Origin of the sequence: Arachnia propionica (assembly GCF_037055325.1) — a bacterium.
Lineage (GTDB): Bacteria > Actinomycetota > Actinomycetes > Propionibacteriales > Propionibacteriaceae > Arachnia.
Map to the genome: position 1 here is coordinate 2,138,909 of NZ_CP146373.1, position 23,901 is coordinate 2,162,809.

Annotated in this window: 26 protein-coding genes; 7 read left to right on the forward strand and 19 right to left on the reverse strand. The window is 64.9% G+C overall.

Annotated features, from left to right (window positions below; all coding sequences use genetic code 11):
* Window positions 1–13: 13 nt before the first annotated feature.
* The 9 genes from V7R84_RS09865 to V7R84_RS09905 all read right to left on the reverse strand — a co-directional run bounded on the left by V7R84_RS09865 (window position 14) and on the right by V7R84_RS09905 (window position 8,235).
* Complete coding sequence (locus V7R84_RS09865; protein WP_338568431.1) at window positions 14–838, reverse strand: ABC transporter permease; 825 nt, start codon at window positions 836–838, stop codon at window positions 14–16.
* Window positions 835–1,797: an ATP-binding cassette domain-containing protein gene (locus tag V7R84_RS09870; RefSeq protein WP_338568433.1), complete on the reverse strand. Its 963-nt coding sequence runs from the start codon at window positions 1,795–1,797 to the stop codon at window positions 835–837. The genes V7R84_RS09865 and V7R84_RS09870 overlap by 4 nt, the downstream gene beginning before the upstream one ends.
* A 106-nt stretch (window positions 1,798–1,903) precedes the next feature.
* Complete coding sequence (locus V7R84_RS09875; protein ID WP_338568435.1) at window positions 1,904–2,467, reverse strand: TetR/AcrR family transcriptional regulator; 564 nt, start codon at window positions 2,465–2,467, stop codon at window positions 1,904–1,906.
* A 54-nt stretch (window positions 2,468–2,521) separates the two neighbouring features.
* Window positions 2,522–3,076 (reverse strand): RNA 2',3'-cyclic phosphodiesterase, encoded by a 555-nt coding sequence (gene thpR / locus V7R84_RS09880; protein WP_338568437.1) that lies wholly within the window; start codon window positions 3,074–3,076, stop codon window positions 2,522–2,524.
* Between the two features lie 71 nt (window positions 3,077–3,147).
* Entirely contained in the window at window positions 3,148–4,239 is a 1,092-nt protein-coding gene (locus tag V7R84_RS09885) for an LLM class flavin-dependent oxidoreductase (protein ID WP_338568440.1), read from the reverse strand.
* Window positions 4,236–5,051, reverse strand: coding sequence for an ABC transporter ATP-binding protein (locus V7R84_RS09890; protein ID WP_338568442.1), 816 nt, complete (start codon window positions 5,049–5,051; stop codon window positions 4,236–4,238). The genes V7R84_RS09885 and V7R84_RS09890 overlap by 4 nt, the downstream gene beginning before the upstream one ends.
* The gene (locus V7R84_RS09895) at window positions 5,048–6,100 is read right to left on the reverse strand and encodes a FecCD family ABC transporter permease (protein ID WP_338568445.1); all 1,053 of its coding nucleotides are present in this window, start codon (window positions 6,098–6,100) and stop codon (window positions 5,048–5,050) included. Before V7R84_RS09895 ends, V7R84_RS09890 begins: the two co-directional genes overlap by 4 nt.
* A complete protein-coding gene (locus V7R84_RS09900; RefSeq protein WP_338568448.1) occupies window positions 6,097–7,125 on the reverse strand; it encodes a FecCD family ABC transporter permease in 1,029 nt (342 codons plus the stop codon). The genes V7R84_RS09895 and V7R84_RS09900 overlap by 4 nt, the downstream gene beginning before the upstream one ends.
* Before the next feature lie 48 nt (window positions 7,126–7,173).
* On the reverse strand, window positions 7,174–8,235 hold the full coding sequence (locus V7R84_RS09905; protein WP_338568451.1) for an ABC transporter substrate-binding protein: 1,062 nt from the start codon (window positions 8,233–8,235) through the stop codon (window positions 7,174–7,176).
* 181 nt (window positions 8,236–8,416) lie between these two features.
* Between V7R84_RS09905 and V7R84_RS09910 the strand changes: the two genes are divergently transcribed.
* Window positions 8,417–9,052 (forward strand): hypothetical protein, encoded by a 636-nt coding sequence (locus tag V7R84_RS09910; RefSeq protein WP_338568453.1) that lies wholly within the window; start codon window positions 8,417–8,419, stop codon window positions 9,050–9,052.
* Between the two features lie 44 nt (window positions 9,053–9,096).
* On the opposite strand, the gene V7R84_RS09915 is transcribed toward V7R84_RS09910, so the two are convergent.
* The 6 genes from V7R84_RS09915 to V7R84_RS09940 form a co-directional block, all read right to left on the reverse strand.
* Window positions 9,097–9,921: a hypothetical protein gene (locus V7R84_RS09915; RefSeq protein WP_338568454.1), complete on the reverse strand. Its 825-nt coding sequence runs from the start codon at window positions 9,919–9,921 to the stop codon at window positions 9,097–9,099.
* Window positions 9,911–10,564: a hypothetical protein gene (locus V7R84_RS09920; RefSeq protein WP_338568456.1), complete on the reverse strand. Its 654-nt coding sequence runs from the start codon at window positions 10,562–10,564 to the stop codon at window positions 9,911–9,913. The genes V7R84_RS09915 and V7R84_RS09920 overlap by 11 nt, the downstream gene beginning before the upstream one ends.
* A 33-nt stretch (window positions 10,565–10,597) precedes the next feature.
* A complete protein-coding gene (locus tag V7R84_RS09925) occupies window positions 10,598–10,900 on the reverse strand; it encodes a chorismate mutase (RefSeq protein ID WP_338568459.1) in 303 nt (100 codons plus the stop codon).
* Window positions 10,900–12,003, reverse strand: coding sequence for a GuaB3 family IMP dehydrogenase-related protein (locus V7R84_RS09930; protein ID WP_338568461.1), 1,104 nt, complete (start codon window positions 12,001–12,003; stop codon window positions 10,900–10,902). Before V7R84_RS09930 ends, V7R84_RS09925 begins: the two co-directional genes overlap by 1 nt.
* Window positions 12,004–12,013: 10 nt before the next feature.
* The gene (guaB, locus tag V7R84_RS09935) at window positions 12,014–13,528 is read right to left on the reverse strand and encodes an IMP dehydrogenase (RefSeq protein ID WP_338568462.1); all 1,515 of its coding nucleotides are present in this window, start codon (window positions 13,526–13,528) and stop codon (window positions 12,014–12,016) included.
* Between the two features lie 128 nt (window positions 13,529–13,656).
* Window positions 13,657–14,334, reverse strand: a complete 678-nt coding sequence (locus V7R84_RS09940) for a trimeric intracellular cation channel family protein (protein WP_338568464.1) — start codon at window positions 14,332–14,334, stop codon at window positions 13,657–13,659.
* Between the two features lie 132 nt (window positions 14,335–14,466).
* Between V7R84_RS09940 and V7R84_RS09945 the strand changes: the two genes are divergently transcribed.
* The 4 genes from V7R84_RS09945 to V7R84_RS09960 are packed head-to-tail and all read left to right on the forward strand — an operon-like array spanning window position 14,467 to window position 17,546.
* Window positions 14,467–15,225, forward strand: coding sequence for a cyclase family protein (locus V7R84_RS09945; protein ID WP_338568467.1), 759 nt, complete (start codon window positions 14,467–14,469; stop codon window positions 15,223–15,225).
* Between the two features lie 18 nt (window positions 15,226–15,243).
* Window positions 15,244–15,648: a carboxymuconolactone decarboxylase family protein gene (locus V7R84_RS09950; protein WP_338568469.1), complete on the forward strand. Its 405-nt coding sequence runs from the start codon at window positions 15,244–15,246 to the stop codon at window positions 15,646–15,648.
* Between the two features lie 23 nt (window positions 15,649–15,671).
* The gene (locus V7R84_RS09955) at window positions 15,672–16,445 is read left to right on the forward strand and encodes an SDR family oxidoreductase (RefSeq protein WP_338568471.1); all 774 of its coding nucleotides are present in this window, start codon (window positions 15,672–15,674) and stop codon (window positions 16,443–16,445) included.
* Between the two features lie 18 nt (window positions 16,446–16,463).
* Window positions 16,464–17,546 carry a branched-chain amino acid aminotransferase gene (locus V7R84_RS09960; RefSeq protein ID WP_338568473.1) on the forward strand — a complete coding sequence of 361 codons (1,083 nt, stop codon included), beginning with the start codon at window positions 16,464–16,466 and terminating at the stop codon, window positions 17,544–17,546.
* 8 nt (window positions 17,547–17,554) lie between these two features.
* On the opposite strand, the gene V7R84_RS09965 is transcribed toward V7R84_RS09960, so the two are convergent.
* Genes V7R84_RS09965 through V7R84_RS09980 form a run of 4 tightly spaced genes read right to left on the reverse strand, consistent with a single transcriptional unit; the run spans window position 17,555 to window position 21,593 of the window.
* Complete coding sequence (locus V7R84_RS09965) at window positions 17,555–18,460, reverse strand: Dyp-type peroxidase (RefSeq protein ID WP_338568476.1); 906 nt, start codon at window positions 18,458–18,460, stop codon at window positions 17,555–17,557.
* A 54-nt stretch (window positions 18,461–18,514) separates the two neighbouring features.
* Window positions 18,515–19,357, reverse strand: a complete 843-nt coding sequence (locus V7R84_RS09970) for a carbohydrate ABC transporter permease (RefSeq protein WP_338568478.1) — start codon at window positions 19,355–19,357, stop codon at window positions 18,515–18,517.
* The gene (locus V7R84_RS09975; RefSeq protein WP_338568481.1) at window positions 19,354–20,292 is read right to left on the reverse strand and encodes a sugar ABC transporter permease; all 939 of its coding nucleotides are present in this window, start codon (window positions 20,290–20,292) and stop codon (window positions 19,354–19,356) included. The genes V7R84_RS09970 and V7R84_RS09975 overlap by 4 nt, the downstream gene beginning before the upstream one ends.
* Window positions 20,292–21,593 carry an ABC transporter substrate-binding protein gene (locus V7R84_RS09980; protein ID WP_338568483.1) on the reverse strand — a complete coding sequence of 434 codons (1,302 nt, stop codon included), beginning with the start codon at window positions 21,591–21,593 and terminating at the stop codon, window positions 20,292–20,294. The genes V7R84_RS09975 and V7R84_RS09980 overlap by 1 nt, the downstream gene beginning before the upstream one ends.
* Before the next feature lie 160 nt (window positions 21,594–21,753).
* Here V7R84_RS09980 and V7R84_RS09985 point away from each other — a divergent pair, with 160 nt between their 5' ends.
* Together V7R84_RS09985 and V7R84_RS09990 are read left to right on the forward strand one after the other, a co-directional pair.
* Window positions 21,754–22,512, forward strand: a complete 759-nt coding sequence (locus tag V7R84_RS09985; protein WP_338568485.1) for a DeoR/GlpR family DNA-binding transcription regulator — start codon at window positions 21,754–21,756, stop codon at window positions 22,510–22,512.
* On the forward strand, window positions 22,509–23,894 hold the full coding sequence (locus V7R84_RS09990) for a 6-phospho-beta-glucosidase (RefSeq protein ID WP_338568488.1): 1,386 nt from the start codon (window positions 22,509–22,511) through the stop codon (window positions 23,892–23,894). Before V7R84_RS09985 ends, V7R84_RS09990 begins: the two co-directional genes overlap by 4 nt.
* The last annotated feature ends 7 nt before the right edge of the window (window positions 23,895–23,901 follow it).

A 23,901-nucleotide genomic window follows, 5' to 3' on the forward strand; every position in this document is an offset into this window, starting at 1 on the left:
GAGCCTTGCGGTTTCAGCGCGCGACGCGCCTGCGGAAAACCACGGCGGTCAGCGCCGGGAAGATCGCCAGCAGCACCACCCACGCGATGACGATGGCCGCCACGGAATTCTGCAGCGGCCACACATCGGGAATCGGCGCCGTGCCGAGGTTCCCGAACAGCGTCCGCACCGCCTGCACCAGCGACGACAACGGGTTCCACTCGGCGATCATCCGCAGCCAGTCGGGCAGGGTCTCCGAGGGCACGAAGGCGTTGCTGACGAATGAGACCGGCAGCACCACGACCGTGGAGATGCTCTGGAGGGACTGGGGGTTGGGGACGGTCACTCCCAGCAGCACCATCACCCAACTGAAGCACCACGCGGTGACAAGCAGGAGCAGCACCCCGAGGAGAAAATTTCCCAGCCCGGCGTGGAAGCGCCAGCCGACGATGGAACCGGCGATGAGCATCACGATCACGGAGCAGGCGGCAACGGCCAGGTCCGCGAGGGTGCGGGCCATCAGGATCGCGCTGGGCGCCATGGGCAGGGTGCGGAACCGGTCGATGATCCCCTCCTTGAGGTCCTCGGCCATGTACATACCGGAGATCATCGACCCGAACACGATCGTCTGCCCGAAGACACCGGCCATCAGGAACTGCGTGTAGTCGCTGCCCTGGACGTGCACGGCGCCGCCGTAGACCTGGGTGAACAGCAACACGAACATGATCGGCTGCGTCAGCGAGAAGGCGATGATCTCGGGGCTGCGCCGCAACTGGAGCAGGTTGCGCACCAGGACGGCGTGGACGTCGCCCAACCAGCCAGCCACTGGTCCGCGTCCCAGGGCCTGAACCGAGCTCATGCCGCCACCTCCTGCTCCTCGGCCACGTGACCCGTCAGGGTCAGGAAGACATCGTCCAGGGTCGGGCGGCGGATGCCGGCGTCGTGCAGTTCGACACTCTCTTCACCCAGGACCTTCAGCACCGCGATCAGCGCTGCGGTGGGGTCACCCACCTGTGCCGTGAGCACCCGCCCCGTGACCGCCACCTCGGTTCCGGTGCTGGACGCGACGATCCTCCGCGCCCGGTCGGCGTCCGCCTCGTCGACGAGGGTCAGTTCGATGCGTTTGCCACCCACCGATGCCTTGAGTTCGTCGGCGGTCCCCTCCGCGATGACGTGCCCGCGGTCGATCACGGAGATGGAGTCTGCCAGCTGGTCGGCCTCCTCCAGGTACTGAGTGGTCAGCAGGACCGTGGTTCCCTCCCCCACACGCTCCCGGATGACCTCCCAGAGCCCCAGCCGGGCCTGCGGGTCGAGACCGGTGGTCGGTTCGTCGAGGAACAGCACCGGAGGATTGATCACGAGCGCCCCGGCCAGGTCGACGCGCCGCCGCATCCCGCCGGAGAATCCCTTCAACGGCCGATCGGCGGCCTCGGTCAGGTCGAAGGCCTCGAGCAGCTCCTCCGCGCGCCGTTTCGCCTGGCGGGTTCCGATCCGGTACAGCCTGCCCACCAGCACCAGGTTCTCCCGGGCGGTCAGCACCTCGTCCACGGCCGCGTACTGACCGGATGTGCCGATCAGCGGACGCACCTTCGCGGGATCGGCGAGCACGTCGACCCCGGCGACACTCGCCCTCCCGGATTCCGGACGCAGCAAGGTGGTGAGCACCTTCACGACGGTGGTCTTCCCCGCACCGTTGGGGCCCAGCAGTCCCCGGACGGTTCCCTGCTCGACGGAGAGATTGAGCCCGTCGAGGGCACGCACCGGTCCGGTCTTGGTTTGATACGTTTTACGCAGTTCCTGCGCCGTGATGAAGGTCATGCATTCCCTTTCTCGTGGTGTGGAATCGGGCGAGAGTCGCTGCAACGACTACCCGTCCGGGAGTGCCGCGTTCCAATGCACCTACGGATCGCGGCACTCTTGTTTTTCATGGATCCCCCCGTTCCGCGGAATCACCGATGAGGCGGCGCAGCGCCTCCTCGATCTCCTCGCGCGGGGCAACGGTGTCCCGGACGACGGCCTGGAACAGGACCCCGTAGCAGTAGGCGAGCACGGCGCGCCCCGTCGCCTCCGGGATGTTCCGCGACAACCGCTCCACCAGGGCCGCGTCGCCGGGGACGATGAAACGCCGAAGCTTCGGGTGAGTCGTGTAGAGCAGGGCGAAGGACATCTCGTTGCGGGTCCGTTTCAGATCCGCCAGGGATTCCATCACCATGTCCGCGACCAAGCCAACGGGGTCATCGACCTCGTTGAGTTCGGAGGTGGACTCGGCCAGTTTCTCCTCGCGTTCCTCCTCCAGCCCCGTGAGCGCCTCCGCCAGCATGTCGGTGAGGGACTTGAAGTACTGGGTGGTCGACCCGAGCGGCACCCTGGCGCGTTCGGCCACCTTCCGGTGGGTGACGGCGCTGAACCCGATCTCCTTGATCAGCTCCCCGGCGGCCTGCAGGATCTTCTTCCTGCGCCCCTCCGGGTCCCTCGTCCGTTTCGCCATGGCGCTAATGTACATGCGTACATGTACGGATGTACAGATTCGGCGTGTCGCGGCTCACCCGCGCAGGATCGCGCGGTGAAGCACCTCGTGGGTCCGGTTTGCCAGGTGAGATTCCACCAGGACGACCTCGGGGACGACGAACTCCCGGGACTCGTAGGTGTCGAGGGCCTGGAGAAGACGCCCTGCTTTCTGGGCGCGCTGGGCCCTGGCGATGGTGATGTGGGCCCTGAAGCCCGTCCCGTCGGGGCTGCCGCCGTGGTGGGTGACGAGAGTCCGCAGCTGCCTGGACCACTCCCCCAGCTGTACCGCCGCGACCCCCGGAACGCCGAGGTACAACACCTTGGCGCGCTCCGGGCCACGGAACCCGCCTGCGCCTGCGATGCTCATCGCCAGCGGGGCATGACGCCCGGCCCATTCATCAATCGCCTGCGCCAGTTCCTCGACTCGGTGACCGGGGTGGTCGGCCATGAAGGCCAGCGTGAGGTGGTAGGTCGCAGGTCGGCTCCAGCGCCACGGCGATTTCTCGGTGGCGATGCGGCGCGGTTCCAGGAAGCGGTCGATGTCGGCGACAACATCGGAGGGAGGTGTCACGGCGATGAAACAACGCATCCGGCGATCCTACGGGGATTGGACCCGTGAGCCTTCGCCACGCCCCGCCTCCAACCAGTCCGTGCGGGCCTTCAGCCCTTCATTCCCAGGTGTTCACGAAGCGTGTTCCCCTGGTATCCGTCCCGGCACAGTCCGCGTCGCCCGAGTATCTGCACCACCTGATCCAGGAACAGGTCGACGGAGTTCCGCGACCCGCCGGGCAGTGCGATGAAACCGTCGATCGCCCCCGCTTCCGCCCGGGCCTCGACCGCATCGGCCGCGTCCTCCGGGGTACCGATGACGGTCCAGTGCAGGGTTGCATCCACCCCACTGGACTCGGCCACCGCATGGGCCTCCTCGCGGCTGTCCGCCAACACCATGTTGAGCCCGGGCAGGAACCGGATGTCGTCGGCCTCGCGACCCGCCGCGACGGCCGCATCACGCAGAGCAGCCCGTTGTGCGACTGCGTCCTCCAGGTCAGGGACCGCCCCGAACACGACATCGGCCACGGCACCCGCGAAGGAGATCCCGGTGGGTGATGCCCCGGCCTGGACGACGGGCAATCGCCCTGCGGGATGCGATGGGAGGGCCATGGGCCCAGCCACCCGGAAGTGTTCGCCCTCGAAGTCGATGGCCTTCACCTTCCCGGGATCGGAGAAAATCCCGGAGGCCCGGTCCGCGACGAATGCCTCGGCGGGGAACGAGTCCCAGAGCGCGTTCACGACTTCGACGAACTCGCCGGCTCGGGAGTATCGCTCCTCGGATCCAGGGGGTGTGTCCAGTCCGTAGTTCTCCTCACCCCCCAGGGCGGTGACCACGTTCCACCCGGCACGTCCCCCGCTGATCTGCTGCAGGGAGGCCAGCGCCCGGGCGACGGGGAACGGGTGCGCGTAGGCCGTCTGGACGGTCGGGACCAGGCCGATCCTCGTCGTGAGAGGCGTCAGGGCCGTGACGAGGGTGAACGAGTCGAGGGTGGTGAATCCCGGTGCACCGCCGACGGAATCCGGTCTGAGATAGCCCGCTTCGGGGCAGAAGAGGAAGTCAAGCGCAGCGGCCTCGGCCTTCCGCGCGAGCTCGGCGTAGGGGCTCAGGGAGAACATCTCCTCGACGCGACTGTCGTCGCGTCTCCAGGCTTCTCCGCGCAACCAGATCGGGGAAAGAGCAATTCCTGTGCTGAGGGTCATGTCGGTCCTTCGTGATTCAGGGGCGCGGTGCGCCCACTTGGTGTCACCTGGGGGGATCCGGTGACAGGATCAGGGGTCACGACGCAGGGCAGTCCGAAGACCTCTTCAACGAGGCCAGGGGTAACCACCTCACCAGGTGGTCCCTGGGCGACGATCTCGCCGGCCCGCATCGCTATCAGATGAGTGGAGAAACGTGCTGCCTGATTGAGGTCGTGCAGCACGGCCACCAGGCAGCGTCCCCTCCGGTTCAGGTCCACCAGGAGTTCCATCAGCTCCACCTGGTGACGGATGTCGAGGAAGGTGGTGGGTTCGTCGAGCAGCAGTATGGGGGTGTCCTGGGCGAGCGCCATCGCGATCCAGGCCCGTTGGCGCTGCCCACCCGACAGTTCATCGACCCGTCTGGTCGCCAGGGCGGTAACGTTCGCCTCGTCCATGGCACGGGCGACCAGTTCCTCGTCGCGCAGGGTCCACCGGCGGGCGAAGCCCTGGTGGGGGAACCTGCCCCGGGCCACCAGCTCGGAGACCGTGATGCCGTCAGGGACCATCGAGCTCTGCGGTAGGATGCCGATTCTTCTAGCGACCTGTCTCGTGGGCTGGTCGTGGATGTCGCGGCCGTCGAGGAGCACCCGTCCGGCAGTTGGTTTCAGGAGCCGGGCCAGCGCCTTCAGCAGCGTCGACTTGCCACAGCCGTTCGGCCCCACCACAGCAGTGAACTCCGCATCGAGAATCGTGAGGTCCAGACAGCTGGAGATGATGCGGTTGCCGTAGCCGAGCCTCGCCCCATCGACCCGCAGCCGGCCAGTGGGTGTCATGCGGATCTCCTTCCCTCACGTACCAGGAGGTAAATCAGATACAGACCGCCGACGGACACCGTGATCAGGCCCACGGGCACGGGACGGTTGCTGCTGCTGGCCAACACGGAGCAGAGTTGGGCGGCCGACAGCAGCACCGCTCCCGTCACCGCCGCCCCCGTGATGGAGGTTCCGGGGATCCTCATGAGTCGCCTCGCGACCTGTGGGGCCGCAAGCGCGACAAAACCGATGGGCCCGGCAGCGGCCGTCACGACGGCGGAGGCCGTCACCCCGACGACGACGAGAAGCGCCCTGCGGGGTTCCAGCGGGATCCCGAGCGCGCCAGCGGTCTGGTCACCCAGCTCGATGATCCCGAGGGAAGGGGCCAGCAGAACCGCGGACACGAGGAGCACGGCCGCTGCCCCCAGCCACATCGGAAGCGACCCGGCCTCAATACGCGTCAGGGAACCAGCCCCCCAGAATCCGACCAACATGGCGTCCTCGACGCGGGCGCGGGTGACCAGATACGCGTTGATCGAGCCCAACGCGGCGGAGACGGCCAGCCCGACCACGATCAGACGGAACCCCGTCGTGGTCCGCCCCGAGAGCAGGTGCACAACGAAGGCGGCCAGCAGTCCCCCGGCCACGGCGGCCACCGCGATGATTCCCTGCGCGCGGGCGCCGAACAGCAGGATTCCCACCACGACGGCGGTGTGTGCCCCGGCGTCGAAACCGATGATGTCCGGCGATCCCAGAGGATTGCGGGTCAACGACTGGAAGATTCCACCACCGATCCCCAGCAGGGCGCCGAAAACCACCGCGGAAGCCGCGGCGGGCAGACGCCATTCGAGAACGACCACCCGGGCGAAAGATCGCCCGCCCAGGAACACGTCGAGCACCTGCCCCGGGGTCAAGGAATAGTCGCCGACCAGGAGACAGGCCCCTGCGAGGACCAGCGCCAGGAGACCCAGAAGCCCTTGGAGGAGCAGCGGGCGCAGGGCGATACGAATGCCGAACCGGGCCCCGCTCAGGCGGAGCATCCGGTGCGCGAAGACGACTCGTTGCCTCATGTGGTGCTCGCTCTGCGGGCCAGCAGCACCAGCAGGGGCGCACCAATCACGGCGGTGAGGATTCCCGCTTCGATCTCCCCGGGAATGGCGATCACACGGCCGAGCACATCGGCCGCCAGCACGAGGGCCGGACCCACCAGCAGGGATCCGGCGAGGATCACCCGCTGGCCGGATCCGACACCCCACCGCACTACGTGCGGGACCATCAGTCCGACGAAGGCGATTCCACCCGTGATCGCGGTAGCGGGACCCGCCAGGAGCGTGATGGCGATCACGGCCAGAAATCGGGTCCGCCCGGCCCGGACCCCCAGCCCGGATGCGACGTCATCACCCAGGGCCATGGCGTCCAGCGAACGCCCCAGGGCGAACGCAAGCATCAGGGCCACGCCAACGAGGGGCAGGACCGGGAGAAGTTCTGCGATCCGGGTGCGTCCGATCGATCCCACCGCCCAGTTGCGGACCGCCGCGAAGGTGTCCGGATCCAGCAGGGACAGAAACTGGCTCACCCCGCTCAGCACGGCCGACATGGCCACCCCGCCGAGAACCAGCTGGACCGGCGCTGTGGGGCCCCGGCCCGTGGCCCCCAGAAGCAGGACCAGAGCCGTGACCCCGGCGGCACCCACGAAGGCGAACCACTGGTAGCCCTCCACTCCCGTGATGCCGAACAGACCGATGCCGACCGTCACCGCGAGCCCGGCGCCGGAGTTGACACCCAGGATTCCCGGATCCGCCAGAGGATTGCGGGTCAGCGCCTGCATCAGGGCACCCGCCACGCCATAGGCGGCCCCGACCACCAGGCCGACGGCCGTGCGCGGGATACGCATGTCCCACACGATCGCGGTGACGGGATCAGCCCCGGGAGCGACGAGCGCCCGCCACCACTCGGAGGGGCTGAGGAACCTGGCTCCCGTCATCGTGCTGGCCAGGACCGACAGCAGGAGAATCACGACCAGTCCGGCAAACACGGTTACCGGCCGTCGGGGAGCCCCGTCAGGACCCCGGTACTGGACGGACGAGCGGATCATGATGGATTCCGCGCAGCGGTGTCAGCGGATCCCGGGAGGGGTCCGGGGTCATCCGATCGCCTCGGCAATCCTGGGTGTGAGGATGTCGAGCGCCACCTTGGTGCCCATCGGTCCGGCCGTGGACATCGCCCATCCTGCGGGGGACTTCTTCTCGGTGATGACCGTGTGCCCGTTCTTCCACGCCTCGAGGCCTTGGAAGACGGTGGAGTCGGTCAGACCGGGAATCGCATCAGGCGTCACCGTGGTGGCGCCCTCACTGCCCGAGACGATCAGCACGTCGGCGTCGATCGATCCCATCAGTTCGGGGCTGACAGTCTGGGTCTCCGAGAAGGAACCCGCATTCTGGGCCTGCGTGAAACCGATGGATGTGAACACCTCGGTGATGATCGAACCGGGAAGGCTCTGGTAGCTGAGACCTCGCTGGGTCCCGAACCAGACCGTATAGCTGAGACTCTTGCCCGCGAAACCCGGGTTGGCCTGTTTGATGCCAGCGATGTAGGAGTCGTAGTCGGAGATCACCTTTTCGGCTGCGTCGGACAGGTCGAGCGCCTTGCCGAGGATACGGATGTTGTTCTGCCAGGGGTTGCTGAAATAGCCGGTCCACGGCTTGTCACTTGTGATCACCGGGGCGATCTCGGAGAGTTTCGCGAAGGAGTTGGTCAGGTCGTAGCCGAACACCACGATCACGTCGGGCTTGGCCGCCGCGATGGATTCGTAGGGGTACTGGTCCCAGCTCTCGGTCTCGAAGACCAGTTCTATACGACCCGCCGCTGCCTCCTTCAGCCAGGGAGCCTTGTTGAATCCGAGACCATTGGTGGTCACGGGGACCCCTCCCAATGACAGCAGGAGTTCCGTGTCCACGGCGTTCGCGCCGACGGTGGCGACACGGGTCGGCCGCTTGCCGATGACCGATTCGCCGTAGGGAGAGGTAAGTGTCAGCGGGTACTCGGTTTTTCCCTCGGCAGCCGGCAGGAGAGCACCGGCCGTTTCGGATGCTGGTGAGGACACAGAAGCCCCGTTGGATGCCGATGAACACGACGTGGCGGCGAGGGCGCAAAAGGCCAGCAGGACGCCACTCAGACGGATCAGCAGAGGAAACCGGAAGGACATATTGGGCGACACCTTCGCTCAGAGCCGCTCGGGACCACTCGGCCAGCGGCTGGCGGAACATTTATGTTAGATACACTAACTTATTATGTGGCGAGTGACCAGACGTGTCTCACGCACCCTCCGAAACGGTTCCTCCGGCCTCTGAACGCCCAACCTCACCGAAAGACGCAAGAATTGGGGCATGGTCTCACCCGGACGGCCTCGCCTCATCACCACCGAACGCATCATCGAGGCAGGAAAACGCATCACCCTTCCACGCCTGTCGATCAGGGGGGTGGCGAAAGAACTCGGCGTCAGCGAGATGTCGATCTACCGGATCGTCGGGGATCTCGAGGGACTGAGGGCCATGGTGGCCGAGGGCATCGTCGCCGGGCACGTCTTCCCCGAACCAACAGCCACGGACCCGGAAGACGCGCTCGTCGAACTGGCGCACACGCTCCGCGCCTTCGTGATGGCCAATCCGGGCATCGGACAGCACCTGGCCAAGCTCGCCGCACCCAGACATGACTTCACGATCAGGCTGGCGGAGGAACAACAGGCGGCTTTCGCATCGTGCTTCGGCTACCCACCGACAGAGGCCAGCCTGCTGGTCTCGACGGTCGCGGAAAACGCGATCGCCCTGGCCGAGATCAATCCGCTGTCCCACGATGACGAGGCCCGGCACACTCCCCTGCCCACAGACGCCCCGACGGTTCGCGCAGGGGCGGAGTCAATCGCGACGCTGAGCCCTCGAGAACGTTTCGAATGGTCCATCCGGGCCACAGCGCGAGGAGCGCTGTCTCTGCTGGGTCAGGAACACATCGCTCAGAGCCGGTGAACCGAATACGTATTGAGACACTGCAGCCACGTGAGTCCGAGGCATCAGCGGGGGTCCTTCAACCACAGCGCGACATCGGGACCCCACCCGGTCATGGTTGTCACCCCGCCCAGGCACGGGATGGGTGCGTAGGCGCATTCGAGGTACCCCACCTGGGTGACGTGGACCACGTCGTACCGCTGCGCGACTTCTGCCCAGTCGGGCTCGAAGATCTGGTGGCCAGCGAACCAGTCTCCCAGGAAGCTCTGTTGTCGTCCGGCATTCGACGGGAAATGCGACGGCCAGGCCTCGACGAGGGCCGCCCAGTCCTGCGCGGAGGTCACCTCGGCGACGCGCGGGGTGAACCTCGGAACGACCGGCCGCCACAGCACTTCCCGCTCCAGGAGATGCCACGGAGCGAAGAACGCGTCCTCGGCACCCCACAGCTCCACCGATGGCGCATCCAACCATGGTCCGCTCGTGGTCTGCACGCACATGCTGTAAGGCGGAGGTTTCCCCACGTACTCCGCCTGTGGAATCTGCTGCACGGGCAGGGTCCACCACCTGCCATGAGGTCTGTCCTGTCCCACGGGGTAGCGCTGCGGCGGCCGAAACTGGCCCCGCCCGGTCATCATCTCCACCTGGGCATCGACCCGAAAAGGGTGGGACCATGCCTGAATCACATTCTCGGGGACCACATCACGGACCTGGAGGGACGGCCATGCCCACGGGTCGAAGGGCTCCGGTCCCATCGGCGGGAGGTCATTCATCACGAATTCTCCCAGCACGCACTGCCAGTCACGCAGCCCCGTGGTGTGGAGGACCTCCTCCTCGGCCGCCTCGGCCGCAAGCATGGCGAGGACCGGGTGGGGGAAACGCTCACGTCCCACAGTCTTCGAGCTCTTTCTCCCGAGTGAGCTGTCGGGCGTAGTAGGTGTAGCCATCACTTGCTTTGATGGTGGAGGAAGTCTGCCCTCGCCAGCGAGACGGGGTTTGATTCCCGCACACCATGTCGATATCCGTGTACCTGAAGCCCTTCCGACGAGTTGACTGACGCAAGTCCACCTCGGTGAGAATATAGTTTTTGGTGAATTCGGTATTCCACCAGAATGCCACTATGTGCTTCTGAAGCTCGTTGGACAAGGAGATCCCGACAGGCTGTTTGAGACACCTCACATGCACCTTGTACCCGATATTGCTAGAAGATTTTCGCCTGTGGACATCATCGACCCTCAGTCTGCAGCCGTCAGGATTCTTCACCACTGTTTGAGGCACGGCTTCACCCGCGGCCTCCTGTCCATCTTGCTGCTCGTAATATTTATCCATCACCGAGTCATCACCGCGCTCGAGAGCTTTTGCTTCCGACTCATCCACACGAATCCACTCATCATCCGAGAGAGTCGAGGGGACCGCCTGCGAGTCGTCCTCCCGGACTCGGACGCCATCAGTCGCGCCTGCGGGAGCTGCTGCAAGCAGGAAGAAAGAGGCCAGAACAGATGCAATCCAGAGGAATTTTAAAGATAACCTCATCATGCACGAGAAGGCTATCAATCACTCCCCCTGGTATCAAGAGGTTTCCCCCGCGGCGATCTGCTCGTGGTGCCGCACCACCTCACGAACGATGAAGGTGATGAACTTCTCCGCGAACTCCGGGTCCAATTCGGATTCGACAGCCAGGGCACGCAGCCGCTGGATCTGCTGGGCTTCCCGGTCCGGGTCCGCCGGTGGAAGACCCGCGGTGGCCTTCAGCCTTCCTACCTGCTGGGTGATCTTGAAACGTTCGGCCAGCAGGTGCACCAGCATCGAGTCCATGTTGTCGATGCTGCCCCGCAGCCTCAACAGTTCCCGGCGGGCGTCCTCGGTGCCCATCAATGCACCATCACATCGATACGCTGGAAGGACTTGATGTCGGTGTAACCGGTGAAGGCCATGGCTTTGCGCAGCCCACCGACGAGGTTCATGGTGCCGTCGGGAAGGTGGGAGGGACCGTTGACCACCTCGGCCAGGGAACCGACCTGCTCGAAGAACACCCGCTCGCCCCGCGGCAGGGTCGCATGCCACGCCTCCGGTCCCCAGTGCCAGCCGCGACCGGGGGCCTCAGCGGCACGTGCTAGCGGGGAACCGACCATCACCGCATCGGCCCCGCAGGCGATGGCCTTGGCGATGTCACCGGACCTCCCAACTGCACCGTCGGCGATCAGGTGCACGTAGCGCCCGCCCGACTCCTCCAGGTAGTCACGACGCGCCTCCGCGACATCAGCGACGGCGGAGGCCATCGGTACCTCGATGCCCAGCACCGACGCGGTGGTGTGGGTGGCGCCGCCGCCGAATCCGACGAGTACCCCGGCGGCACCCGCACGCATCAGGTGCAGGGCCATCCGGTAGGTAGCGCACCCCCCTACCAGCACCGGCACGTCGAAGCGGTAGATGAAATCCTTCAAGTTGAGAGTGTTCTCTGCCTCGTCGACGTGCTCGGCGGAGACCGTCGTGCCACGGATCACGAAGAAATCCACCCCGGCCCGCTCGATGACATCGGCGAACTGCTGGGTCCTGGCAGGCGAGAGCGCGCCCGCCACCGGTACTCCGGCAGCGCGGATCTCGGCCAACCGAGCCTCGATCAGTTCGGCCTTGATGGGCTCAGCGTAGAGCTGCTGCAGGCGGCGGGTGGTGGTCACCTGGTCGGCGGGTTCAGTGAGCTGTTCATAGGCCGGGGAGGGGTCCTCGTAGCGGGTCCACAGGCCCTCCAGGTTGAGCACTCCCAGCCCGCCCAGGCGTCCCATCTCGATGGCGGTAGCGGGAGACATCACCGAGTCCATGGGAGCGGCGACAATGGGGGCATCGAAGGTGACAGCGTCGATGCGCCAGTGGAGGTCCACCTCCGACTCGGAGCGGGTGCGCCGCGCGGGAGCGATGGCGACATCGTCGAAGGAATACCCGCGGGTGGCGTTCTTGGAGCGGCCAAATTCGTACATCGTTTTCCTGTCAGCGTGACCAGTAGTTGGGTGCCTCAGCGGTGAGCTGGATGTCGTGCGGATGTGATTCTCGCAGACCCGCTGCGGTGATTCGCACAAACCGTCCGCGTTCCTGCAGCTCATCGATCGTGCGGGCACCGGAGTAGAACATCGACTGCCGAAGCCCGCCGACCAGCTGATAAGCGACCGCCGCCAAGGGACCGCGGTAGGCCACCTGTCCCTCAATGCCCTCGGGGATGAGCTTGTCATCGCTGGTGACGTCACCCTGGAAGTAGCGGTCCTTCGAGTACGAGGCCTTGCGGCCGCGCGCGGCCATCGCACCCAGGGAGCCCATGCCCCGATAGGTCTTGAACTGTTTACCGTTGATGAACACCAGGTCGCCGGGGCTCTCCTCGCAACCGGCCAGCAGCGACCCGAGCATCACCGAGTTGGCACCCGCAACGATGGCCTTGGCGATGTCACCGGAGTACTGGAGGCCACCATCGCCGATCACCGGAACGCCATGAGGCCTGGCAGCACGGGCCGCGTCATGAATGGCGGTGACCTGCGGCACCCCGACCCCCGCCACCACCCGGGTGGTGCAGATCGAACCCGGCCCGACGCCGACCTTCACCCCGTCGGCCCCCGCCTCGACGAGCGCCCGGGCTCCGGCATAGGTGGCGACGTTGCCGCCGATGACGTCCACCCCGGCGGCAGCCGAGTCGGCCTTGATGCGCCGGATCATGTCGACCACGCCACGGGAGTGACCGTGAGCGGTGTCGACGATGACACAGTCCACCCCCTGCTCCACCAGAGCCATGGCCCGCTCCCAGGCGTCACCGAAGAAACCGACGGCCGCGCCCACCCGGAGCCTGCCGGCATCGTCCTTGGCGGCATTGGGGTATTTGTCGGCCTTCACGAAGTCCTTGAGAGTGATCAAGCCCTTGAGTTTGCCCCGCGAGTCGACGATGGGCAGCTTCTCGATCTTGTTCTTCGCCAGCAACGCCAGGGCGTCGTCGTTGGAGATACCGACGGGTGCGGTGACCAGGGGCATCCTCGTCATGACCTCACTCACCGGACGGGTACCGTCGTCCTCGAAGCGCAGGTCGCGGTTGGTGATGATTCCGAGCAGCATCCCGTCGTCGTCCACCACGGGCAACCCGGAGACACGGTACTGGGCACAGGCATCGTCCACCTCCTGGAGGCTCGCCCCGGGCCCGATCGTCACGGGTTGGGTGACCATCCCGGCCTCCGAGCGCTTCACCTGATCCACCATGTGCGCCTGATCATCGATGGACAGGTTGCGGTGCAGGATCCCGATGCCTCCTTCACGAGCCATGGCGATGGCCATGCGGGTCTCCGTGACGGTGTCCATGGCAGCCGAGGACAAGGGAACATTCAACCGGATGTTGCGGCTGAACCAGGTATCGGTCGCCGCCTCCGAAGGGATGACGTCCGATTCGTTGGGTTGGAGCAACACGTCATCGAAGGTCAGTCCCAAGGTCTCGAAGGGGGCCGGAACGCCAGAGGGGGTCAAATTCGCCACGAGATTGTTCCTCCCAATTGATCTCAGACGGCGAGTCTATCGCGCACCCGCGCAATCAACCGATCCCCCACGCCCCTGAGGAGCTGCCTCCCCCCGAAGCCCCTGCACACATCATCGCCACGGTTTATTCACGACACGTTTTCCTGCGGCCCTCGGGAATCCGACACACCTCTACTTCTGTTGCGACCGTTGGGTATGTGCCACCCGTATCGAAGCCCCGCCATCCGAATGAGGAAGATCAGCGTCGCGGTGCCAAACATCCCGATGCCCCCGGCGACTCCCATGGACGCGAGCCAGACGATCAATCCACTGCCCAGGAGCGCTGCCACCACGTAGAAAGGAGAACGACGGCGGAAGACAAGTGGCACCTCACTGGCCAAAACGTCTCGGAGGATGCTGCCCCCGACACCGGTGACCACTCCGGCCAGTACGGCTGCTGCGGGATGCAGCCCGAAGGCCAGGCCCTTCAGCGCTCCATCGACGGTGAACAGACCGAGCCCCACCGCGTCGCACACCAACAGCGGTATCCGAAGCCGTCTCCCTGTGTGCACCAGCGGCATCACGACCACCGCGGTCGCGATCGACAGGCCGATCATCCAGAGATCGACCAGGGCAGCCACAGGCACTGCACCGATCAGGAGGTCCCGGAGAATACCACCGCCAACCGCGGTGCAGCAGGCGAGCGTGATGACTCCGATACCGTCCAGGTCCCGTCGTCTCGCCTCAAGCGCCCCGGAAGCCGCAAACGCGATCACTCCCGATACAGATATCCCCCACCGAGCCAGCATCTCCAGATCCCACACCACGATCAGAAAGTCTAAAGGGAGCAACCCCTGAATTCCGTGCATGGACATACTCACCCGGCCAAAACAGCCAGGTGTAGGCTCCCCGCGGGAGAAGCAACGGAACCAACCACGTCCTGCACATGAGGAGGCCGGATGGCCCAGAGAACCAGCACCGTGATAGCCGCCCGTGACGCCGCATTCGCAGCGATGAGCGAGGGTTTCCGGCTCATCGACCTGACCGACGCCCTCGGGCCCGAGACCATCCTGTGGCCCGGGGTCCCACCCCTGGAGATCGTCGATGCGGTCACCCACGACGCGCACGGCTATCACGCCCGCGTCCTGACCACCTTCGAGCACGCGGGAACGCACTTCGACGCGCCCGAACACTTCGTCCCAGGAGGCGCTGACACCGCGAGCATCTCGATCGATGACCTCGTGGTACCGGCCGTGGTCATCGACATCTCCGAGAAGGCGGAAACGAACCCGAACACGGTCGTCGAACCCGATGACGTGGTTGCTTTCGAGAAGGAGCACGGCGCCATTCCCGCCGGCAGTGCGGTACTGATGCTCTCCGGGTGGGCCCGGAGGAAGTCCAGCGCGCTCAGCTACATCGGCTCCGAGAGCACCACCGACCTCAAGTTCCCCGGTTTCGGCGTCGAGGCCGCCCGCATGCTCGTGGATCGCGGAGTCGTCGGCCTGGGTGTCGACACCCTCGGCATCGACCCTGGCGACAAACCCGATTTTCCGGTGCACAGAACCGTCTCCCACCCCGCAGGGTTGTGGCACCTGGAGAACCTGATAAACCTCGAACAGCTCCCGGCCACGGGCGGCGTCATCGTGGTCGGGGTGCCACGGATCGCGGGTGGAACCGGTTTCCCCACCCGCGTGTTCGCCTTTGTCCCCAAACAGTGAGCAGGTGAAAGAGCCGCAATGGAATACACGTCCACTCTCCCTCTCGTCGACGATGAGTCCGCCAACCCCCGCGTCAAGGCTGTCTTCGACGACATCCGCGCCACCCGCCAAACCGATTTCATCAATAATTTCTGGCGAGCGCTGGCCAACGATCCCGCAAATTTGGAACGCACCTGGCAGGAGCTCAAGGAAATCATGGGCCCCGGCACGGAACTGGATCCGGTGATCAAGGAACTGATCTACGTGGCGGTCTCCACCGTCAACAACTGCACCTACTGCGTGCGTTCCCACACTGCCGCGGCCCGCGCCAAGGGCGCCAGCGACGCGCAGATCGCCGAGTTGCAGTCCATCGTCGCGGCCGCCAACAAGACCAACCGCCTTGCGATCGGGCTCCAGGTGCCCATCGACGAGGTTTTCGCCTAGATGCAGCAGGAAGGAGGGCATCCATGGATCTGGGTCTGAACGACAGGCGAACGATCGTCACCGGGGGTTCCAAGGGCCTCGGGTTCGCCATCGCACGAGAACTCGTCTCCGAAGGGGCCACGGTGCGGATCTGTGCCCGCAACGCCGGCGAGGTGGAGGCTGCCGTTGAGGGGCTCGGTGAAGGCGCGGATGGCCGTGTCCTCGACGTGCGTGATGCCGGGCAGCTGAATGACTTCGTGGTCTGGGCGGCAGAGTCGATGGGAGGCATCGACGTCCTGATCAACAACGCCGGCGGAGCACATCCGGGCTCCTTCGAAGCTCTCTCGGACGAGTCACTGCTGGCCGATTTCAACATCAAGGTGCACACCTGGTTCCGGGCCGTGAAGGCCGCCCTACCGTGGCTGCGACAAAGCCCTGCCCCCAGGGTGATCAACATCGGGTCGGTCTATGCCCGGATGCCCGATTTCCGGTTCTTCTCCACAACGGTGAACCGCGCGGCCGGGCTCAACCTGACCAAGGCCCTGGCCCAGGAGCTGGCAGGCGACGGAATTCTGGTCAATTCCGTGAACATCGGCTGCGTCGAGACCCCACAGTGGGCGAACATCCATGCAAAACGGGCACCAGAGAAATCAGCGGAGGAGTTCTTCGCGGACCTGGCCGCCGATGAGATCCCCCTTGCCCGTTTCGGCACACCGGACGAGGTCTCGGGAATCGTGGCCTTCCTGGCAGGCGACCGGGCGAGTTACATCACGGGCGCAAGCATCGACGTCGCCGGCGGCATGGGGCGCTACGCCTGAACCCTGAAGGAGGCAACAATGACTGATTTCCGTCTGGACACCGCGACCCGCAGACCGCAGGCCGAACGCGAGACAATCCTCGCCGACCCCGGGTTCGGATCGAACTTCAGCGACCACATGGTCCTGATCGATTGGACCCCGGAACGTGGCTGGCACGACCACCGGATCGTCGGCTACGCCCCCTTCGTCCTCGACCCGGCCTCGGCGGTGTTCCACTACGCCCAAGAAGCGTTCGAGGGGTTGAAGGCCTATGCCCACGAGGACGGTTCGATCTGGCGGTTCCGCGCCGACGTCAACGCCACCCGGTTCCAGTGTTCGGCACGTCGCCTGGCGCTGCCCGAACTCAGCGTCGACGATTTCCTGACAGGCATCGACCGTCTCGTGGATGTGGACCGGGACTGGGTGCCGCGCGGAGCGGAGCAGAGCCTGTACCTGAGGCCTTTCATGTTCGCCCGCTCGGCCTTCCTAGCGGTCAAGCCGTCGACCTCGGTCACCTACGCTGTCATCGCGAGCCCGTCCGGGGCCTACTTCGGCGGATCCGGGGTGCAACCGGTCAGGATCTGGGTCTCCCGCGACTTCAGCCGAGCCGCTCCCGGTGGAACGGGCTTCGCGAAGTGCGGTGGAAACTACGCCGCATCGATGGTGGCCCAGCAGGAGGCCGAAGCAGCCGGGTGCAGCCAGGTCGCTTTCCTTGACGCGGTGGAGCACCGCTACATCGAGGAGCTGGGTGGCATGAACCTGTTCGCGGTCACCGCAAACGGCCACGTGATCACCCCAGCGCTCACGGACTCGATCCTGGAGGGCGTGACCCGCTCCGCGGTCCTGCACCTGGCTGCCGATGCGGGACTGGCCGTCGAGGAACGTCGCCTCTCACAGCAGGAGCTCTTCTGCGGCATCGACGACGGAAGCATCCGTGAGGTCTTCGCCTGCGGCACCGCGGCCATCATCACCCCGGTGGCCAGCTTCACCGATCCGGACGGCACCCACGTCGTGGCGGAGGGACAGCCGGGCAGGACGACACTCGACCTGCGCCGGCAGCTCACAGAGATCCAGTACGGGCGGCGCCCCGACCCCTACGGTTGGATGCACCGCATCGTTTGAGCGCGAGTTCAGTCGTCCTCCTGCGGAAGGTAGTCGACCAGGGCCTGTACCGATGGGATGACGTAGATGGCTCCGCTGAGTGGGGTAGTGAAACGGGTCAGCGCGTCACGGGTCCCATCGACACCGGCCATGCGGCGCAGCATCTCGACCTGCCGCCACTGGTCCTGGCTGAAACCGACGAACAGCGTTCCATGCTCCCCGGTGCAGCCGTACGAGACGTTGTGCCGGAAGATGTCGAGTTCATTGCCGTCAACATCGACCACGGTCCGGGCGACATGCGAAGAGGCCGGTTTGATGTCGTCAGCAAGCTCGACGGAATCGGATTTCGTGCGACCGATGACAAGTTCTTGGTCGTGTTCGCTGAGGTTTTGCCAGGACCTCTCGTGCCGCCACTGCTGAAAGAGCAGAATGCTCGCCCCTGCTCCGGGCCTGCCCGGAGCGACACAGGCCGCTGTGGGGGCCTCGATCAGCGGTGGATTCTCGCTGCCATCGATGAATCCCGTCAGGTCACGCGACTGCTTGTAGTGCCAGCCGTCCAGTTCCGTGGCGACGGTGGCGATGCCGGTGAGGGCGTCGCGCAGCTCCGTTGTCCGATCGAACAGGATGGAGCGTTCCCCAGCGGAGAGCCACACCCACAGATCGTGCGGGGTGGCTGGCATCGTGAAACCATCGGTTCCACGGATCGGCTCATCCCAGTCGGCAGCATCTTCGGGGGTATCCGCGGGCCGGGCAGCGCGCCACAGGCTGGGCCGGACCCCCACGACCATGTTGGTGCTGCCTTCCGTGTAGGCAGCCGGAATTCTGAACAACGCCCGAAGCGCCTCTTCCAGCGTCTCAGAACGGTCGAGATCGAACTCCAGGTATGCGTTCTCCGTGTTTCCCTGGGCGAAAATTCCTGGCTGCGGCATGGTCATGGCGACACCCTATCGGGGAAATCCTCCGCTCCTCGCACCGCCGGGCCAGTCCACTCACATCTTGACTGCACCTTCGGTCAGGCCGCTCAGGAACTGGCGACTACCCACGACGAAAATGAGCAGCAGCGGCGCAACCGCAATGAACGAACCCATCATCACCATTCCATAATCGGTGCCGTGGGCGGTCTGGAGCTGCGAAAGCACCACCTGGAGGGTGAGCTGGTTGGGATTGTTCAACACGATCAGCGGCCACAGGAAGTCGTTCCAGGAACCGATGAACGTGAAGATCCCGAGGAAAGCCAGGGCGGGACGGGCCGCGGGCAACGCGACATGGAAATATTGGCGGAAAAATCCGCACCCGTCCATGGTGGCGGCCTCGATCAGTTCGACGTGCACCGCGCTGGTGAAGTACTGCCGCAGCCAGAAGATCCCAAAGGCGTTCGCGAAAGCCGGGAACATCACCGCCTGCAACTTTCCCACCCAGCCAACCTGGCTCATCACCAGGAACAACGGGATGGTCGACAGCTGTCCGGGCAGCAGGAACGTGAACATGATGATTCCGAACAGGATTCCCCGCCCACGAAACGAGAACTTGGAGAAGGCGAAGGCGGCCACCGAGTCGAGGAAGAGCACAACGAAGGTGACCACCGATGCAACGATGAGGGTATTCATCATCGCGGCCCACACATTCACAGTGCCGGTCACCTTTTGGAAATTCTCCCAGAACCGATCACCGGGAATCAGCGGCGGCGGAAACTCGTGAATGGCGCTGGACCTGTGGGTGGACAGCACAAACATCCAGTAAAACGGAAAGAACGCGATCAGCGCTCCCGCTATCAGGAAGAGGTGCCGCATCAGACCCCACGGCCTGATGGGACGGGCTCTCTGCTCGCTCATGCCCGGCGCTCCCTCGTCGCGAAGAAGTTGATGATCGCGAACACCATCACGATCACGACAATGCCCCAGGCGATGGCGGCACCGTAGCCGTAGCGGTTCTCTTGGAAAGCCACCGAATAGAAATACATGACCATGGTGAGACCGGAATTCCCTACTCCCCCACTGGCGGCGGCGCTTCCCGCCTTGGAGCTGGTGAGCACCTGGGATTCGGTGAACGACTGGAGCGATCCGATTGTGGACATGATCGTCACGAACATCACGATCGGTCGCAGCAGCGGCAGGGTGATGTGGAAAAACTGCCGCACCGGGCCTGCTCCCTCCAGGGACGCGGCCTCGTAGATGTCTTTCGGGATCGCCTGCAGACCTGCCAGAATGATCAGGGCGTTGTAGCCGACGAAACTCCACGCCGACAGCGTCGAGATCGCGATCTTGATACCCCATTCGGTCTGGAGCCACGGAATCTTGCCCGCTCCAATCACGTTGAGCAGCGCGTTCGCCAGGCCAAAGTTGCTGGAGAAAATCGAGCTGAACAGGATGCCCATCGCCACCATCGAGGTCACGTTCGGCAGCAGATACGCCACCCGGTAGGTGTTGGAGAAACGTGTGGTGCTGTTGAGGGCCAAAGCGACGAGAGTGGCAAGGGTGAGGCACGGCACGGTGGACATCACCCACAGGATCAAGGTGTTGCCGAAGGACTTCCAAAACAGTTTGTCCGTCAGGAGGTATTCGAAGTTCTTCAGACCGATGATCTGAAAATCGCCAAGGCCACTCCAGTTCGTCACCGAGATGAATGCGGTGAACAGGATGGGAGCAGCCGAGAAAAGCGCGAATAGCAGGTAGTACGGGGAGACCGCCGCGTAGAGCGGCAACGCGCGCCGGCCCCGCACCTTGAGCGTTCCGAGGTCGGGTGCCTTCGTACGGGGCCGGCGGGACATCAGAGGGTCAAACCATTCTGCTCGGCGAGCCGTTTGGCCTGCTCAACGGCATCGTTCCAGGCCTGCTCGGGATCCTTGTTGCTGGCCTCCACCAATTCCAGTTCCGCGCTGAAAGGTCCGCTGACAGTGTTGTTGAACTTGTGTTCGTACAAGGGACGCACCGTCTCGGCGGCCTTCGCAAACACCTCGGCACCCACCTGACCGCCCAGGAACTCCGTCGGTGCGTGAAGCGCCTCGGACGTGAAGGCCGTAGAATTCGCCGGGAAGTTTCCCTTGTCCTCGTACTCGACGATCTGATTGTCGGCGTTCAGAATGTGCATGATCACCTCGAAAGCCTTCGCTGCATCAGCGGTGCCCTTCGGGATGGTCAGGAAAGAGCCGCCGTTGTTGGTGGCATCACCGGGATGCGCGCACACGTGCCACGTGCCGGCGGTATCGGGTGCATCCACCTTCAGGTCGGACAGATGCCAGGAGGCCCCGATGTCGGCAGGCAGTTTCCCGGCTGCGACCGCGGCCTGAGTGTCGGGGCTATCGGATTTGGCCCCGGCGCTGATACCCAGCGTGTGGGCCTTGACAGCGGTGTTCCAGGCGGAATGGATGTGTTCCTCGACGCCGATGAACTTCCCGGACGAGTCCACGAAGTTCTTACCCGTCTGCTTTACCGCCGTCTCGAAGACGGTGGAGAGGTTTCGTACCAAGAAGGTGCCCGCTTCCTTCCCTACCATCTCGACACCCAGGTTGAAGTATTCGTCCCAGGTACGGATGGCTGCCGCCAGCGTCTCGGGTTCATGGGGCAAACCCAGCTTCTCGAAGACATCGAAGCGATAGAACAAAGCGGTGGGCCCGATGTCGATCGGGATACCCAGCTGCCTGCCATCGGCCGCTGTGGCCTGAGCCCATTTCCAGTCCAGGAACTCCCCCTTGCGGGATTCGGCGCCCAGCGTGTTGAGGTCGATGAAGAAGTCGGGCTGGGAAGCGAAAAAAGCGATGTCCTCCCCCTTGACGCCCGTGATCGCCGGCAAACCGGAACCGGCCTGGAAGGTCGTGGTGAGTTTCTGTTTGAAGTCGCCACCGATGACATCCTGTCGCAGAGACACGCCAGGGAAGGCCTTGGTCACGGAATCGAGCACCGCGGCGGAGAAACCCTCGGGCCAGGTCCACAACACAATCTGTGAACCGTCCCCGCTGGATGTGCCCTCCGAACCAGCCGGAGCAGTGGAACAGCCGCTCAGGAAAGCAGCCAGCGGTGCGATACCGCCCAAGGCGATCACACCGCGTCGTGTGATTGGTTCGGTGAGCATGTCAGTCTCCTAGGGATGAGGTGAACCTGTCCTCGCCCGCGTCTTTGAGGCTCGGACGCAGGCAAGGCTATGGCGCACATGAATGTGTGTCAATGATCGCCAAAGATCATTGGTGATCGAATTTGTTGCAGCCTGCTGAGGTGGCTTGTAGGTTGGTGTCGTGATCAAAGAGGCTCGTCAGCGCGCTCTCCTGGAGCAGCTGCGCGAACACCAGGTGGCCAGCACCGCCACTTTGTCTGAGGCTCTCAAGGCCTCGACCACCACCGTGCGCCGGGACCTCGACGAACTGAGCGCTCTGGGCTTGATCGTGCGGGTCTTCGGAGGAGCCCGACTGGCTTCCGAGAACCCACTCGCGGAGAAAGTGGACGATCCTTTCGACGAGGTGCTCGCCCGCGGTGACGAGGGCAAACGCGCGATAGCCGGACTGGTCGCCCAGCGGATCACGCCGGGCAACACCGTTTTCCTGGAGGCCGGAACCACCACCTACCGCGTAGCAGAGAAACTGTTGGAGCACGACCTGACCGTGGTGACGAATTCATTGCGTATCGCCGACCTGCTGGTCACCAATCCCAGAACTGAACTGATCATGCTGGGCGGGCACGTCAATCGCGAGTACATGTCCGTCCAGGGAGCCACCACGACAGCAGAGATCGCCAACCTTCAGATCGACGTCGCGGTGCTCGGCTGCTCCGGCGTCGGCGAACGCGCCGTCGTACGCGACACCGACCCGAGGGGTCGCGAGATCAAACTTGCCGCCCGCCGGCACGCCTCCCGCGTGCTCCTCGTCGCCGGCCACGACAAGTTCCCAGGAATCGGCGCCTACAACGCCATTGACGTCGGAGACGTGGATCTGTTGATCACCGACCATCCCCTGCCCACTGCTTTCACTACTCTGCCCACGGAGGTGCTGCACCCGTGAAACTGACCCTTCTAGGTGGCGGTGGTTTCCGCGTGCCGTTGATGTTTCGCACCCTGCTTGCCGACCAGAGCGACCGCCGGGTCACCGAGCTGAGGCTCTGGGACACCGATGCAGGACGCCTGGCCGTGATCCGCTCCATCCTGCAGGCGATGGCCCAGGGACATCCGACGGCCCCGAAGGTGGAGGTGTCGCAGAACCTGGACGAGGCCGTGGCCGGAACCGACTTCGTCTTCAGTGCCATTCGGGTCGGCGGCACCGAGGGCCGCGCCACCGAGGAGACCATCGCCCACTGCTGCGAGGTCCTCGGGCAGGAGACCACCGGCTTCGGTGGCCTGAACTACGCGTTGCGTGGCATCCCCACCGCCATCCGGATCGCCAAAACAATCGCCCGCCTGGCCCCCGAGGCTCATCTGATCAACTTCACCAACCCAGCCGGGATCATCACCGAGGTGAGCTCCCGGATCCTGGGCGACCGGGTGATCGGGATCTGCGACTCCCCCGTCGGCCTGGCCCGGCGCGTGCTCGACACCCTCGAGGGGGCGGGGCTGGTGGCCGCGGGAACCACCTCCCGGGTGATCGCGGGCGACGACCGGGTCCGGCTCGACTACGTCGGTCTCAATCACCTGGGCTGGTTGCAGCGGCTGCTGGTGGACGGCGACGACATGCTTCCGCTGCTGCTGGAGCGCCCCGACCTGATCGAATCCTTCGAGGAGGGCCGCCTGTTCGGCGCTCAGTGGCTGCAACAGCTCGGATCGGTGCCGAACGAGTACCTGCACTACTACTACTTCGCCCGCGAAACCCGGAAGGCCGACGACGCCGTGGAGGCCACTCGGGGGGTATTCCTGGCCGCCCAGCAACGCGACTTCTACGCCCGCGCCGCTGCTCTTCCCGGCCCGGAGGCGTATGCACTGTGGGAAGCCACCCGGCTGCGTCGCGAGGAAACCTACATGGCCTCCAACCGGTTGGCCGCGGGCGGCGTGGAACGTGACGCGCAGGATCTCGCATCCGGTGGCTACGACCGGGTGGCGCTGGCGGTAATGAAGGCGATCGCCTTCGACGAAACCACCGATCTGATCGTCAATCTCCGCAACGGCGACCGGTTGCCGGAGCTACCCCGAGACGCCGTCATCGAGGCACCCTGCCGGATCGGCGCGACCGGACCGGTGCCGCTACCCATCTCACCACTGCCTGAGCACGCCGTCGGGTTGGTGCAGTCGGTCAAGTACTCGGAACGTACCATCATCCGGGCGGCGCTGGAAGGCAGCCTGGACCTGGCGGTCGCGGCCTTCGCCCACCACCCGTTGATCGATGGTGTGGGTGTGGCCCGGGAACTTCTGGAACGCGCCCGGGCAGAATTCCCAGAGCTCGGGTACCTGTCCTGAGGTCGAC

Excerpts from the sequence above, each read along its gene's own strand:
- V7R84_RS09865 (WP_338568431.1), bottom strand. The coding sequence starts at position 838 with ATGAGCTCGGTTCAGGCCCTGGGACGCGGACCAGTGGCTGGCTGGTTG.
- V7R84_RS09870 (WP_338568433.1), bottom strand. The coding sequence starts at position 1,797 with ATGACCTTCATCACGGCGCAGGAACTGCGTAAAACGTATCAAACCAAG.
- V7R84_RS09875 (WP_338568435.1), bottom strand. The coding sequence starts at position 2,467 with ATGGCGAAACGGACGAGGGACCCGGAGGGGCGCAGGAAGAAGATCCTG.
- thpR (WP_338568437.1), bottom strand. The coding sequence starts at position 3,076 with ATGCGTTGTTTCATCGCCGTGACACCTCCCTCCGATGTTGTCGCCGAC.
- V7R84_RS09885 (WP_338568440.1), bottom strand. The coding sequence starts at position 4,239 with ATGACCCTCAGCACAGGAATTGCTCTTTCCCCGATCTGGTTGCGCGGA.
- V7R84_RS09890 (WP_338568442.1), bottom strand. The coding sequence starts at position 5,051 with ATGACACCCACTGGCCGGCTGCGGGTCGATGGGGCGAGGCTCGGCTAC.
- V7R84_RS09895 (WP_338568445.1), bottom strand. The coding sequence starts at position 6,100 with ATGAGGCAACGAGTCGTCTTCGCGCACCGGATGCTCCGCCTGAGCGGG.
- V7R84_RS09900 (WP_338568448.1), bottom strand. The coding sequence starts at position 7,125 with ATGATCCGCTCGTCCGTCCAGTACCGGGGTCCTGACGGGGCTCCCCGA.
- V7R84_RS09905 (WP_338568451.1), bottom strand. The coding sequence starts at position 8,235 with ATGTCCTTCCGGTTTCCTCTGCTGATCCGTCTGAGTGGCGTCCTGCTG.
- V7R84_RS09910 (WP_338568453.1), top strand. The coding sequence starts at position 8,417 with ATGGTCTCACCCGGACGGCCTCGCCTCATCACCACCGAACGCATCATC.
- V7R84_RS09920 (WP_338568456.1), bottom strand. The coding sequence starts at position 10,564 with ATGATGAGGTTATCTTTAAAATTCCTCTGGATTGCATCTGTTCTGGCC.
- V7R84_RS09925 (WP_338568459.1), bottom strand. The coding sequence starts at position 10,900 with ATGGGCACCGAGGACGCCCGCCGGGAACTGTTGAGGCTGCGGGGCAGC.
- V7R84_RS09930 (WP_338568461.1), bottom strand. The coding sequence starts at position 12,003 with ATGTACGAATTTGGCCGCTCCAAGAACGCCACCCGCGGGTATTCCTTC.
- V7R84_RS09945 (WP_338568467.1), top strand. The coding sequence starts at position 14,467 with ATGGCCCAGAGAACCAGCACCGTGATAGCCGCCCGTGACGCCGCATTC.
- V7R84_RS09950 (WP_338568469.1), top strand. The coding sequence starts at position 15,244 with ATGGAATACACGTCCACTCTCCCTCTCGTCGACGATGAGTCCGCCAAC.
- V7R84_RS09955 (WP_338568471.1), top strand. The coding sequence starts at position 15,672 with ATGGATCTGGGTCTGAACGACAGGCGAACGATCGTCACCGGGGGTTCC.
- V7R84_RS09960 (WP_338568473.1), top strand. The coding sequence starts at position 16,464 with ATGACTGATTTCCGTCTGGACACCGCGACCCGCAGACCGCAGGCCGAA.
- V7R84_RS09965 (WP_338568476.1), bottom strand. The coding sequence starts at position 18,460 with ATGACCATGCCGCAGCCAGGAATTTTCGCCCAGGGAAACACGGAGAAC.
- V7R84_RS09970 (WP_338568478.1), bottom strand. The coding sequence starts at position 19,357 with ATGAGCGAGCAGAGAGCCCGTCCCATCAGGCCGTGGGGTCTGATGCGG.
- V7R84_RS09975 (WP_338568481.1), bottom strand. The coding sequence starts at position 20,292 with ATGTCCCGCCGGCCCCGTACGAAGGCACCCGACCTCGGAACGCTCAAG.
- V7R84_RS09980 (WP_338568483.1), bottom strand. The coding sequence starts at position 21,593 with ATGCTCACCGAACCAATCACACGACGCGGTGTGATCGCCTTGGGCGGT.